At 53.6% G+C, this 13,142-nt stretch carries 13 protein-coding genes; 2 read left to right on the top strand and 11 right to left on the bottom strand.

Annotation, left to right across the window (positions count from 1 at the left end; all coding sequences use genetic code 11):
• Positions 1–11 precede the first annotated feature (11 nt).
• The 9 genes from DVH26_RS05025 to DVH26_RS04990 form a co-directional block, all read right to left on the bottom strand.
• The gene (locus DVH26_RS05025) at positions 12–1,364 is read right to left on the bottom strand and encodes a F390 synthetase-related protein (RefSeq protein WP_239631795.1); all 1,353 of its coding nucleotides are present in this window, start codon (positions 1,362–1,364) and stop codon (positions 12–14) included.
• Positions 1,361–2,233 (bottom strand): MBL fold metallo-hydrolase, encoded by an 873-nt coding sequence (locus DVH26_RS05020; RefSeq protein ID WP_239631792.1) that lies wholly within the window; start codon positions 2,231–2,233, stop codon positions 1,361–1,363. Before DVH26_RS05020 ends, DVH26_RS05025 begins: the two co-directional genes overlap by 4 nt.
• Entirely contained in the window at positions 2,208–3,197 is a 990-nt protein-coding gene (locus DVH26_RS05015) for an NAD-dependent epimerase/dehydratase family protein (protein ID WP_239631790.1), read from the bottom strand. Before DVH26_RS05015 ends, DVH26_RS05020 begins: the two co-directional genes overlap by 26 nt.
• On the bottom strand, positions 3,194–4,459 hold the full coding sequence (locus tag DVH26_RS05010; RefSeq protein ID WP_239631788.1) for an ATP-grasp domain-containing protein: 1,266 nt from the start codon (positions 4,457–4,459) through the stop codon (positions 3,194–3,196). The genes DVH26_RS05015 and DVH26_RS05010 overlap by 4 nt, the downstream gene beginning before the upstream one ends.
• The gene (locus tag DVH26_RS05005) at positions 4,449–5,441 is read right to left on the bottom strand and encodes a beta-ketoacyl-ACP synthase III (RefSeq protein WP_239631786.1); all 993 of its coding nucleotides are present in this window, start codon (positions 5,439–5,441) and stop codon (positions 4,449–4,451) included. The genes DVH26_RS05010 and DVH26_RS05005 overlap by 11 nt, the downstream gene beginning before the upstream one ends.
• 300 nt (positions 5,442–5,741) lie before the next feature.
• Complete coding sequence (locus DVH26_RS37040) at positions 5,742–5,876, bottom strand: hypothetical protein (protein WP_275590450.1); 135 nt, start codon at positions 5,874–5,876, stop codon at positions 5,742–5,744.
• Between the two features lie 99 nt (positions 5,877–5,975).
• Entirely contained in the window at positions 5,976–6,485 is a 510-nt protein-coding gene (locus tag DVH26_RS05000) for a GNAT family N-acetyltransferase (RefSeq protein WP_239631784.1), read from the bottom strand.
• 45 nt (positions 6,486–6,530) lie between these two features.
• Entirely contained in the window at positions 6,531–7,058 is a 528-nt protein-coding gene (locus tag DVH26_RS04995) for a hypothetical protein (protein WP_239631781.1), read from the bottom strand.
• 265 nt (positions 7,059–7,323) lie between these two features.
• Positions 7,324–8,457, bottom strand: coding sequence for a glycoside hydrolase family 172 protein (locus DVH26_RS04990; protein ID WP_239631779.1), 1,134 nt, complete (start codon positions 8,455–8,457; stop codon positions 7,324–7,326).
• Between the two features lie 143 nt (positions 8,458–8,600).
• Between DVH26_RS04990 and DVH26_RS04985 the strand changes: the two genes are divergently transcribed.
• Complete coding sequence (locus DVH26_RS04985) at positions 8,601–9,479, top strand: AraC family transcriptional regulator (protein ID WP_239631776.1); 879 nt, start codon at positions 8,601–8,603, stop codon at positions 9,477–9,479.
• 196 nt (positions 9,480–9,675) lie between these two features.
• On the opposite strand, the gene DVH26_RS04980 is transcribed toward DVH26_RS04985, so the two are convergent.
• Both DVH26_RS04980 and DVH26_RS04975 read right to left on the bottom strand, forming a co-directional pair.
• Entirely contained in the window at positions 9,676–10,989 is a 1,314-nt protein-coding gene (locus DVH26_RS04980; protein ID WP_239631774.1) for an ABC transporter substrate-binding protein, read from the bottom strand.
• A gap of 21 nt (positions 10,990–11,010) precedes the next feature.
• Complete coding sequence (locus tag DVH26_RS04975) at positions 11,011–12,030, bottom strand: Gfo/Idh/MocA family protein (protein WP_239631771.1); 1,020 nt, start codon at positions 12,028–12,030, stop codon at positions 11,011–11,013.
• Between the two features lie 154 nt (positions 12,031–12,184).
• On the opposite strand from DVH26_RS04975, the gene DVH26_RS04970 reads away from it, so the two are divergent.
• Positions 12,185–13,084 (top strand): AraC family transcriptional regulator, encoded by a 900-nt coding sequence (locus DVH26_RS04970; protein ID WP_239631769.1) that lies wholly within the window; start codon positions 12,185–12,187, stop codon positions 13,082–13,084.
• The last annotated feature ends 58 nt before the right edge of the window (positions 13,085–13,142 follow it).

Genomic DNA, 13,142 nt, shown 5'->3' with positions numbered 1-13,142 from the left:
CCTTTCTTTCGTTAAGGTTGAAAACGTCTTTCCACCCGCCGCAGCTTCCTGAGACCCGGTTCATGATGAAGCTCGCTAAACTCCAAGTGCGGCGCCTCACAACCTAACTTATCGCATAATTGTTGAATCGAATCGAAAATTTGCCGCTGTACCTTCTCTCTCGAAGAACTAATCGCATGCCCTTGCTGTTGCTCCTGCTTTAGCCGGATCGAAACCTCCACAGCAGCCGGAGCGTGCTGTACAACCTTATACTCCGCCACGTCCGGAGCCGACGATATGATCACCCGGGTAATAAAGTCGGGATAGACCAGAACCAGCTGCCGATCCGCCAAGCTGTGAAAATAAAACAGATCGTCACACCGCCCTTCAATACGCTCAAGGGCCATATACGCCGAGCCACACGGGCAGGGCTCCGCCCGCTCGGTCAAAATATCGTTCAGCCGATACCGTACAATCGGCTGCGTCGTCCGCGACAAGTCCGTGACGATCGGCACGAACTTGCGCAAGCCGTCGTCCAAGACTTCCTTCTGGACGACGACAATATCCTCGTTCACATGCAGTGTACCATACTTGCATGTGCTTGCGATAAACCCTTCCGTACATTGATAAATTTGATGTACGGATTGCCCGAAGGCCGCCTCAATCGTGACGCGATCCAGCGGATCGAGCACCTCGGCGACCGAGATGATCCTGCGCGGCCGGGGCCCGAGCCGCAGCCGCCCGTCCTGCTGCGCCTCCGCCAGAGCGCGCAGCATCGAAGGCGGCGCAGCCACGATCGTAGGCTGCTGCCGGTTCAAGTTCACGATATGCTCAGCCAGAGGCTGGAGCATATCGTAGAACGCGAACTGCAGCCTGCGGCTGCCCACGCTGCCGTACAGGTTGCTGTCGGCACGCAGGAAAAAAGCGACCCGCTCCGCATGAAGCAGCGAGCGGGGCAGCACCTTGGCCAGCATGATGCCGGCCCATGCCATCCTCTCGCGCCCGCTGACGAGAAACAGTCCGCGGTTGCCGGAGGTTCCCGACGACAGCCCGACCGTAACCGAGCCGATCGTCGGGGTGAAGTCTCGGCTTTGCTCGGCCGCAAGCGCCAGCGCAAAGGCCTCGTCCTTGCCCACACCGGCCGTGTTCAGCCGGTCGAACTGCTCCATCATCTCCAGCTTCTCGATGATCGGAAACTGCCGCCACTGCGCATCGGATAGCTCGCCCCAGTGCTCCCTATAAAAGGCCGAGCGCTTGCGCACGAACCGAAGATGGCGCCGGATGCGCCGCTCCTGCCGGCGCTCCACTACCTCCCGGGACGCTGCCGTTCTAGAACGCCACCGGGTCAAGAGATAATACCAGATCAAGATCAGCTTCCCGATCATGTGCCGTCATCACCGCCTTGAGCAAGCGATCCCCATACTTCGCTGCAATGCGACGGAATAATCTGCAGCTCCGGATACCGCTTATGGACTTGAACAATATTATCGAAGCTCTTCATGTATTCGCTGCGGCTCGACATAATAATGCCGGCCAGCCAATGAGGCGGCCGCCGTTCGCGAAAGGCACGGCTGCTCCAAACGGCGTCCGCGCACAGGAAAATGTAGCCGCTCCCGGTCGACAGCAGGATGCCGATCTGGCCTGCGGCGTGGCCAGGCACATCGACGGCAATGACGCTGCCGTCGCCGAACAGATCCATCCCCCGCCTGAATGGAAAATCCGGCGGAAGCTCCGCCAGACGGCTCTCGTCTATAGGCCGGGAACGGGTCTCGAAATCGTCCGGCAGCAGCCCGGGCAAATAACCGGCGAGCACTGCGCTCCAGCCTGAACGGAAGCGTACCGCATCGTAAGCTTCCTGCAAATAGACGAAAGCGGCGTTGGGAAAATCCCGTACGCCCGCGATATGATCGGCGTGGAAGTGCGACAAAATAATGATCCGCACATCCTCCGGTTCGATCCCCCTTTGCCGCAGCTGATAAGCCGCGCTGTCTTGCGGTGTATAGTAAACCGGCGTCATCCTGCGGTATAACGAATAAGGCAGGCGTACCGTCTCCTGAAAAAAACGTTCCGTATACCCGGTATCGAACAAGACAGGGCCGAAGCGAGGATGCTCGATCAGCGCGAACAGCGCAGGAAACGGTACCGTCCGGCTGCTTCCCCCCTGGATCGTAACCCATTCCTTGTGCGTGCAGTAGCCTCCCGAGAGCACGGTACACCGTGTATGTACTTTACTGCTGCTTGTACCAGTCGACATACAAGTCAATCCCTTCTCTGATCGTACGTCGCGGAGCATATCCAAGCTGTTCTCTCGCAGCCGAGATGTCGAGCGTCTGCGTTTTGCCAAGCAAACCGACGGAGTAGCGGGTAAGCAGAGGCTCTTTCACACTGCCGGTCATACGGGCCACGCCTTCCATTATCGAAGCGACGGTATAGGCGGCTGCATAAGGAATGCGCTTCGCTCTCATCGGCTCTCCCAGCTGCTCGAACAGGTGTTGCAGCACATCGATAAAACGTACCGGCTCCCCGTTCGTAATATTGTACTTCCGCCCGAACACCGATTCCGGAGCCGTCATGCACAATAAGAGCGCATCGACCAAATTATCGATATAAGTCAAATCGATAACCACCTGCCCGCCGTTAATAAGCGGCAGCTTGCCCCGCCGGTTCGCCTCGATTAATCGCGGGACAATCGCCGGATCTCCTGGACCGAAGATCGCACGCGGGCGCAGCGTAATGACCGGAAGCCCTTCGTTCACAAAGGCTTTATCGATCTCCAGCTCCGCGAGCCGTTTCGTCTCCGCATACAGATTCGCCGCCTTCCGGGGCAGCGGGGCCGACTCGCGTATATTCGTACGATCGGTATAGTCGAAATAAATGCTCGGCGTGGATACATAAATAAGACGCTGCACGTCGTGGGCCAGGCAACCTCGAACGATGTTGCGCGTCCCCGTCACATTGCTGTCGTAAAAATCGTGATAGCTGCCCCACAGCGACGACATGGCTCCGCAATGGAACACCATGTCCTGCCCGGCGCAGCTCTGCTCCGTTCTTATCGTATCCTCCAGATGGCATGGGAGGAACGAAATGCCCTCCTGCCTTAGTTCCTCGCCAATGGTATCGTTTCTTCCCGCTGCCGTCACCTCGTGGCCCTGCTTATGCAAAGCAAGCGCGAGATGCCGGCCGAGAAAACCCGTCGCTCCGGTGACCAGCACCTTCATTTCAGTTCACCGCCGTTCCACTCGATATCGTGCGTCGATGCTTCCATTATAGAGATTCGCCGGCGCACGCCTTTTCTCCAGTTCCAGTACAGCAGCCGAAACTGCTGCCGGAAGGGCTTCCTATCGTTCGACCGGTACACCGCATCTTGGCCTTGTACGACATATTGCGTCCATTGCTTCAGCCGCTCCCGCGAGCGAATCCCGAATATACCATAAACCAGCATCGCAACGGAAATCATAGCCTTCCGAGATGGTTGCGGCACAATGGGCGGCTTCGCTTCCGTAAGCTCCGGGAAAAAAGCCGTATCCAACCGGTCCTCCGGCCGAAACAGATGAATCCCGCTCGTCGCTCTCGGGTTGCATTCCAGCGGGTAAATATCTCCCGCCTCATCAACGATAAAGTCGAAAGCGATTTGCCCCGTGAACCGCTCCGCCTGCACAAACCGCTCCACCCATCGATCAATCCCCGGATGCGAGACGGGCTCGAAGCTGATGCAAGCGCCCCGTCCCGCTGTAAAACGGACCGGATAGACCGCATGGGCCGCAATCCGTCCTTGATGCGCCACACTATAGCTGCAAAAGGCCTGCCCGGCAACATATTGCTGGGCAACCCATGGGACAGCCTCGGAAGCGTCAAGCCGATCCAGCAGCGCAGCAGACAAAGCCTTTTTGCCTTGCGCCTCCGTGATGACGACCTTGCTGGAAAATCTCGAAAACACCGGTTTGAGCACCCAGCGGGTGCCCCCATTCCCTGAAGCTCCGTCCGTCGAGGCGGCTTGCCGTTCCGCCCGCTTCATAAATTCGATGCCGTCCTCACGCGATGTGAGCAAATACGTCGGCGGAGCTGTGAAGCCCAGCCGCAGCACCAGCTGGATAAACTCCCATTTGCTGTGCAGACGGCGCAGCTTATCGAGCGGTTCCGTGAAGACATGGCAATGGATGCTCAGCGTCTCCAGCCCGCTCGCCACATAAAACAGCTCCTCGCAGGTAGGCACCAGCCAATCGATCCGCTCGGCTTGAACGATTTGCAGCAGGGCATCCACATAGGCCCTGGGATTGGCTGCTGGCTCGGGCACGATGTAACTGCGCCGAACATCCTTAGCCTGCCGGCACAGCTGCTCCGGGCAGCTCTCGGCCATATACACCTCGTGCCCTCCCGCCGCCAGCAGCCGGGCCAGCTCCAATGCCGCCGGCGCCCTGCCTCCGGTGAGCAAAACGCGCTTGCTCCCGCTCACTTCATCCCGGCTCGCCTCAGTAGTCAAGGATCATCCCTCCGACGGATAATCCTGCGGACGTTCCGAGCAGCAGCACCCTTGAGCCCCTATCGATCCGCCGCTCCCTGATCGCTTCGTGCAGCCCCATCGGAATGGACGCGGCAATCGTGTTGCCATGCGTCGGCGTAATGAACATAAGCTGCTCCTGCGATATGCCCAGTTTGCGGCTGATCAGCCTCATTGCCATGGCGCTGCCTTGATGCGGGACGACCAGTTGAATATCCTTCATCGCGCACGAAGCCTGCTGCAGCAGGGACGCGACGAAGCCGGGCAGAATCCGGGACGCCATTTTGTAAATGCCTTGACCGTCCATCTCGAACAGGAACGCTGCCTCCTCCTGCTCGGTCAGGGCGTGCGCACCCGTTCCCCCGCCGCGGATTTGCGACAAATGCGCTCCTTGGCTGTACGTCTGCATCGCGGAGCAGACAATGCGCGAGCTCTCCTGCTCCTCCGCGGGTCCGATCACGACAGCCGCCGCTCCGTCGCCGAACAGTGCCGCACTTTCTTTGTGCGCCCAGTTCAATCCGACCGAAGCAATTTCGGTTGCCACAAGCAGAACGCGCCGGTATCTTCCCGATGTGACCATATAGGACATGACGTCGAAGCCCGTCAAGAAGCTGAGGCAGGTCGAATTGATATCGAAGGACGGTACCCCGGAGTGATCTTCTCCCATCGCTCTTTGAATCAAGGAAGCCGTACTTGGAATCGGCTGCTCCATGGTGCCGCTCGTGCAGACGAGACAATCGATATCGCTGAATGCCAGTCCAGCCTGCTTCAACGCTTCTTGGGCAGCGAATGCCCCCATCTGGGAAGCCGTCTCATCCTCGACGAAATGCCGCTGCAATACGTCCGATTTTTTCTCCACCCAGCCGGCCGGAACATCCAGCAATTCATCCATCTCCCGCGCTGTGATGACCCGTTTGGGCATATATTTTCCGGAACCTAGTATTTTCACCTTTCGGATTTGCATAATGTCTGTACCTCCCCATGCTGACTTACCGAACGCTCTGTCCAAGAAGGGAATCCATGATGACGCCATAGCAAGCATGTCGAACCTTGTTATACTCTATTGTAATGAAAACCTCAAAAGCTGAAAGTACTATCTTTTTATACGACCTTCATGTAACTTAGACGTAGTCCGAACCCATTTTGACCCAGCCGGAAATTATTTCTTATACTGCAGACCTGCAGAAACAAAAAACAAGCCGAGACGAAACGTATCGTCATCAGCCTGTCCATGCCGTGCATTTTCCAGTTATGCGGAAAAGTCTTACTTTGCAGCAGCTACAGCAGTAGTGGCAGAAGCGGAAGTTCTCAGCTGCTCACTAGCCTTAAGCAAAATATCAATTTTCTTAAAGCCGGATCCTTTTACAATTTCTTTAATAGCAGGTTTTGCTGGATACATATGAACATCTCCTTTAACTTTAATGGGGTTAATCTTACATTATCATCCAGAGTAAAGGAGGGTCAATCCTTATTTTGCTATTCGTGTCAAATTTCACGTTTATGAACGGTTCAAATAGCGATAAAGCTCAGAAATCTCCGTCGAGTACACGTTTTCAGTCCCATGCACGCCTTCTCGGCTTCCAATAATCCTTGCAAATTTGGAGTACATCCGGTTCAAATACTGGTTATCCTGACGGGCATGGAATCGAAAATGCCGCACGTGGGTATTCTCCGCCGCAATCTGATTGGCCATATGGCGGAAGCCCTGCCAAAAGATACGGCTGCTGCGGTAGGCCTCTTGCAAAATAACCGAGTACACGAAAGCAATCTCTCCGTCAGGCCTTTTCTCATTGTTTTCGTCTACATAACAGTAATGCCCCCAGCCAATCATATGATGCCGGTCGTCTTCAATCATAATAATATGGGAATCACGGACCTCTTCCAAAACATGAAGCAGCGTATCGTGTACTGTAAAATCATTGGAAAAATCATTCCGATTTCGAATAAAATACAGCGTAAACCGCGCCAAATCCTCGTCGCCTTCACACCGTCTGAATCGTACAAGCATCGGCTGCCCACCTCCTACTATACTTGGTGCTCACGACTTCGGCGGTCAAAAATACGTGATTTGCCGAAACTTCGCCGCATATTCCTGCCAGTCCGCTAACGTTCCGTAATATTCGTCCAACGCTCCGAATTCGGTCTCGTGCGATGCGCTTCTTTTCGCCAGCTTGCCGAACAGCTCCCGCAATGTGCTGTCAGCCGGTGCCCAGAAACGCAGCTCCTTGACCCCTTCGTCCAGATGAGCCAAATATTGCGTTACAAACTGAAGCCCTTCGAGGAACAAGCGGGTGCTGCGATGCTCCTTCACAATGTAAGCAATCTGAATTTGCACGACGTGCGTATCCTGATAATGATTTTCGCCGGTTCCAAAAATCAAGCCGACCGCGCCGACAATCTCATCGTTCTCCTCATCAAAGCATAAAATAGCTTCCTTGTTCATCAGCACCGGACTTGCGATAAAGCTGAGGGAGACGGGGAAAGAGTATGGAAGCCGCAATTGACTATAATGCTCGAGCAGAAATTCGATATATTTCTCCTGGTACCTCTCCATGGAGCATATTGAAAAGTAATAACCCATGACGCCGTTTTCCGACCTCCGTTACGGTAGCTTTTGGTGAATTATACCATGACGCAGCCGAAGGAAGCATCAATTTTGTGTAAACAAGCGGGGCTTGTACCGGAACGAAAAAAAAGATCACTTCCGCCCAGCCCGTCAAGGCCAAGCGTCAAGTGATCTTGCAAAGGGAAGTTTTAAAAACGAACCATTCCTTCCTTTCGGTGCGCTTCGCAGATGAGTGTTGCCCGCCCCCGCGCAGATGACCTGAACTGCTTTCGGCCGCAGATTACTCCGGTTTCGGCTTCCTTTCGTTGCCCCATAACGATTTCGCCCCGCCCATAGCGAGTCTCCATTCGTGCCGCCAGCGATGAACGTCCTGAACGGTGATCTCCGGCATGTTGGCCCTGCGCTCTTTTGGCGGCATTGCCGGGAACGGTTTATGCGGCTCCGCTTGGTACCAATAGGCGACCGTGCTGATATCCAGCGCCAGGTTGTTATTGTGTCCGTGCTCTATACTGGCTCTAAGCGACTTATCGAAGTGGATCGGATCTTCAAGGAAGAAGCGGTAGCAATGCGTGCGTCCCATCCATCCTAGCTTATTAGGTACCCGCGCATATCCGAAGTAAGGGTGCAAATACAGTTCGTTAGGGCACCACGAGCTGTTGAAGAAATCCTCCGTCCCCGTGCCGTGGAGAGAGCCCGGCCATTCCTCGCCGTCAATCAGCCACATATCGTCCCCTTCTCCATACCACATCGGCCCCGGGCTATCGACATAATAATTAATGCCGACAAAATGTCCTTTCCCCTCCAGATCGGCAAATAAATAGTTGTGCTTATCCGATACGTTCATCCCTTGGGGAGCAATGACATCCCACTCCGTCTCCCCCTCCTCCGGATGCACCTCCGTAACCTCCCGGTTCCACCATGCGTGAAAACGTCCCATATGGTCAGGCATCGATTCGTGTGCCTCATAATCAATGTAATAGTACAACGAGGATAGCTCATGCTCGGAGTCGTTCTCGATCGTAATCTTGGCCCCGTGACCGAAAGGCATGGGAAAATAACAGTTTAGTGCTCTCCCCTGCGCCGGAGCCGCTGCCAGTGGAAGCGACTGGAAGTTGTACTCCTCTCCCCACCCTTGACCGAAAAAGTCCCCTAACGGCGATTCGACGCTCGGCTTGTCTTCCCCATCCCAATACATGCGAATGATGGCGTTGCGCCGGATGAAACGATCTTTGGTGCTGAGCGTCATCCAAATGTGCTTAATAATCCCCGCTCCTTGAATGGCTGCCAGCTCCGCCGTCTCACCGGGAGCAATAGTAATCTTGTCTTTATTCCCGCCTGTCCGATCATAGCTGGAGATGCGTTTCGTCCTTACCTTTTCTTGTAATGCGGCAATGTTGGCGAGCGGTCCATGCATCCTGCATCCTCCTCCGAGCTTTGAGCTCATTCCATTCATTTCTGCTCTAAGTATAGCTGAAGGAAGCGGTCCGTGAATTTAGCGCAAACCGTTGTTCATTTATCAATTATTGCTATAATGGCACTAAAGGAGGGTTCATTGCTATGTCCGATATGATATTGTCTCCTTACGTCCGGCGGGCTTGGGATCATTCCGCCTCCAGTCCCTGGTCCGTTCGTCCCCGTACGTTATGGGACTACGAGCTGCTATATATCAAGGAAGGCCAATTGCTTATTACCATAGAAGACATCACCTATGAGGGCATACCCGGCGACTTGTTTCTGTTCAAGCCCGGACAGAGGCATTCCATCCGCTCTAACAGCTCCCTCGGAGTCAGGCAGCCTCACATTCATTTCGATCTGGTGGAGCAGAGCGATAGCCCGTATATCCCGGTATCTTTTATAACGGAAGAGGAAATGAACGAGCAGGAGCTTACTTGGTTTCGCCCTGATTTGCTATCGGTGGGACCGTTCGCGCTGCCCAACCGGATCCGGCTCACCCATCCCGCCGTAATGGAGCAAATGCTGTTCGACCTGATCCATGAATATCATCTTCGGCTTCCCTATTATCACCTTCAAATGAAAAGCCAGCTGCTCAAGCTGCTGACCTACCTCATCCGGGAACGGCACTGGTCCGAGACACCGCAAATCCATGCCCATCAATCGCTGTTATTAAGCGTGCGGCATTTCATAACCGAACATACCCATACCGATATTTCGCTCGACGAATTGTCTACCCGATTTCATATCAGCAAATATTATTTGACCCGGCTGTTCCGGGATGCCTTCCATATGAGTCCGATTCAATACCATCAAACGGTCCGGATCGAAAAGGCGAAGCAGTTAATCCAATTCACCGGGCTCACGATTCAAAGCATAGCCGATCAGCTGGGCTACGCGAATATCCATACCTTCAGCCGTGCTTTCAAAAACAAGGAAGGCGTCGCTCCCTCCAATTATCGTCTGCATGAACGTTCCCTCTGATTCATACGAACAGAATGAGAAAAACGTCTATCGACGTCCTTTAACGGAGGAGCGACCGCGTTAAGAGGTTGTTTTTATCGCCAAATAGAATTTTCACATCCGATGACCTCGGAATCTTATAAATTCTATTGTGGTAAGAAAAAACGGGCAAGAACCGATCGTTCCGCTGCCCGTCTTTTTATATCGGAGAAAACCGTTAAGGATGCGACTCGATCCACTTGTCCGCTTCTTCCTGAAGCTCCCTCATGAGCGTGTTGATGTCTTTACGGTCAATAGCCAGCTTCTTTTTTGCTCCCCTCACAATGGTTCTGACTTGGCTCTCATATTTCGAGCTCGGCGGAAGCGGCGTTGAAGCCAGCTTAAACAAGGCTTCCACGTTTTTACCGCTGAAGGACGCATTGGACTGCAAATAATTTTTCTTGAAAGATTCGTCCTTGAGCGGGCTGATTCTGCCGGCTTTGGCCATCGTCATCTGCACCTCATCGGACAGTACTTCCTTCATAACGGCAAAGGCTTCATCCTTATGCTTGCTCACATTCGTAATCATCAGCATGTGCGCGTCGACGTTTCTTCCTTTTCCTTCATATCCTTTGACGTAAGGAATCGAGACCAGGTCCCAGTTCTTCAGATTGGCGGCCGCCGGGTCCGTTAATTTCCCTACCAGATCCGTTGCCCACATCGGGGCCATCGCCAAGTTGTCTTTGAAGAAATCGTACTCGAATTTATCGTTCGTCACATACCCGGGAATTTCGACGGCCTGTTTAAACAGGTCAAGAACGCGGGCCCAGCCTTCATTGTTGATGGTCGACTTATTCGTTTTCGGATCCACGAGCGGAAGCGTCATCTGGCTGCCGACCGATTCGACTCTCCACGGGTCGAGGCCGATATAGCTTGTGCCGCCGTCAGTGATCGTCAGCTTCTTGGCCAGCGCAATCGCATCGTCCCATGACATCATATCTTTCGGGTACGGAACGCCGAACTTATCGAAAATGTCTTTGTTATAAATCATAGCCGACATATTCATCGACAGCGGAAGCCCGACCAGCTTATTCGCATCGTAGCCCTTCATCATATCCAATCCTATCGGCTGAAACTTGCTTAAGTCGAGCCCGTGCTTTTTGACTAGCGGATTCAGATCCTCGATAATGTCCAAATTCTGAAAGATCGGAATGCTCGGATTGCTTGTATAGATCAGATCCGGGAAAGTGCCGCTGGTGAGAAGCTCTTCCGGTGAGCTGCCTTTGCCTTCCCGGACCAATTCAAGCGTAATGTTCGGATACTTTTTGGCGACGGGTTCCACGAAGTAGGCCTTGAATTCTTCATCGGAAATCGTTCCTCCCTTGTGGTACATCTTAATGGTCATGGGCTCGCTGCTGACGGCCGGCTTCACCTCCTTGGACGGTGCTGTATCGTTCGGGACCATCCCCGCTTCTTTCCCCGAGCAGCCTGTCAGAGCAGACACTGAAGCGAGAAGAAACGAAAGCAAGGCAATCGGCGTTTTCTTATTCACCACGGAACTCCCCCTTCAATTTTATTGTTCAATTCGATTATGACGGCGACGAATCAGCTCTTCCGTTGCCGATCGGGCGATTCGTGTAGCGATCAACCCGTCTTCACCGGTGGGCATGTTTTGCGGCAAACGGCTTTCTAGCGCTTTAGCAAACTCGTCATACATCCCGGAAAAATGTTTTTCTTTGGCAAAAGGAAATGTTGTCGTACCCGCAGAAGTTCTCATCTCGAATCGCTTCGCTTCCCGGTCGTAATAAATGATTCCTTCCGTTCCGACCAATTGATATGTAAAATGAGAGATAGGTTCTTTGGCGGTAAAGCAATAAGAATAGCTGATCTCAACCATCGTGTGTGCGCCGCTGGCATGCTGCATATGAAGATACATATGGTCCGGGGCTTCATATTCGTCGACCCAGGCTCCTTCCGAGGTATAACTCGTCACCTCGGAGCCGAGCCACCACCGGGCCAGATCGATCTGGTGTACGCCGCAATCCACCATAGGCCCGCCTTCCAGCATTCGGCCCGACCGCCGCATATTCAACTGGTAGGGCGGCGCTTCGCTGCTTGCATACTTGCCGTGAAGGTTCCAAATGTAGCAGAGTCGCAAGGAGCGTACTTCCCCGATGAGACCTTCCGCCACCATCCTTTTAATCGTCAAGGCGACGGGGCTGAACCGGTAGTCAAAAGCGGTAAACAACAACAAACCCTGCTTCTCCATCGTCTCGATCATTTCCACCGCTTGCCACTCATCCGCAGCCAACGGTTTTTCACATAATACATGCTTGCCGAAGCGTGCGGCATCCAGTACGTTCCGGCAATGATGCGGGGCCGGGGACGTAATGACCACCGCTTCGAACCCAGCTTGAAAAAAAGCGTCGACATCCGTATACACCGGCACGCCGTAATCCGACTGCAGCTTTTTCGTTCGAGCGGGATCCGGCTCGTAAATTGCGGCAAGCTCGAAATCGGGCGATTTCGTGATGGCGGGAAGATGTCCGTAACCGGCAACGGCACCGCAGCCCATTAATCCTAATCTGAACACGTCTTTTGCTTCCTCCTTCGAGCCGGCAGGGCTCGTCAATTTGATAGCGCTTTCTTGTTCTTCCATTGTAAATCCGCACGCAGGTGCGCTCCAGATACAGAACTGTCTAATAATCGTACAAAACTGTCATTATGGATGACGGGAGGAATGCTGCTTGGAAGAGAAAGCCAGAAACGAACAGGTCGATTACCACCATCCGCTGCTGCGCTACAAAATATGGGATATTGTTATCTCCCCTTCAGAGGCATGGAACCCGTGGCATTATCACAAAGAAGTGGAAGTTCTGCTACTATCGGAAGGTTCGATGCAGGTTGAGACGGTCGACACCGTATATGAGATGAACGGGCGAGATTTGCTGATCATCGGAGCGTCGCGGCTCCATCGCACCAAACGTACGCAAGCCGTCAAGCAAATCGTACTTCAATTCGACATGTCGGCACAGCTGGAGCCGTTTACCAAAGATTATGCACCCGTCCTGCTTGAGCTGTCAGAACCGCTGGACCGCTTAAACCGCATTTTGAACATGAATCCCGACATGAAAGCGAAGATATATGGTTTACTCATGGCCATCTATGAAGAATCGAGCCGCAAGGAGGCCGGTTTCGAGCTGACGATCAGCGGTGCGTTCAAGCAGCTGATCGCTCTCATGATCCGCCATCTCCCGTTAACCGGACGGATATCGTCGGCAGACTGGCTGCGGCTGCAGCCTGTCCTCGATTATGTGGATGGCCACTACAAGGAGCCGATCCGCATTCAGGACGTGCTTCCGTTCGTCCATTTGGAATATCATTACTTTATCAAATATTTCCAGCAGCACATCGGCATGTCCTTCGTCGATTATTTGCATCTGAGGCGCATTAAGGTATCGGAACGTTTGCTGCTGACCAAGCCCTTCAGCATTGCAGATATCGGCCTGCAATCCGGCTTTCCTAACGTCACCCAATTTATCCGCATTTTCAAACGGTACAACGGCTGCACGCCGTCCGAATTTCGCAAAAAACGGCTGCAGCTGCCGCAGGGCGGACCCGATGAAAGCAGCAGCAGCGATGAATAGTAACGCTCAGGCAGTAGTGAATCAACTGAAAAATCAATTGAAATATGAAGTAGCCCAA

Origin of the sequence: Paenibacillus sp. H1-7 (assembly GCF_022354825.1) — a bacterium.
Taxonomy (GTDB): domain Bacteria; phylum Bacillota; class Bacilli; order Paenibacillales; family NBRC-103111; genus Paenibacillus_S.
Note: the sequence above shows the minus strand (reverse complement) of the source record. Positions and strands in the feature narration are given on the sequence as shown.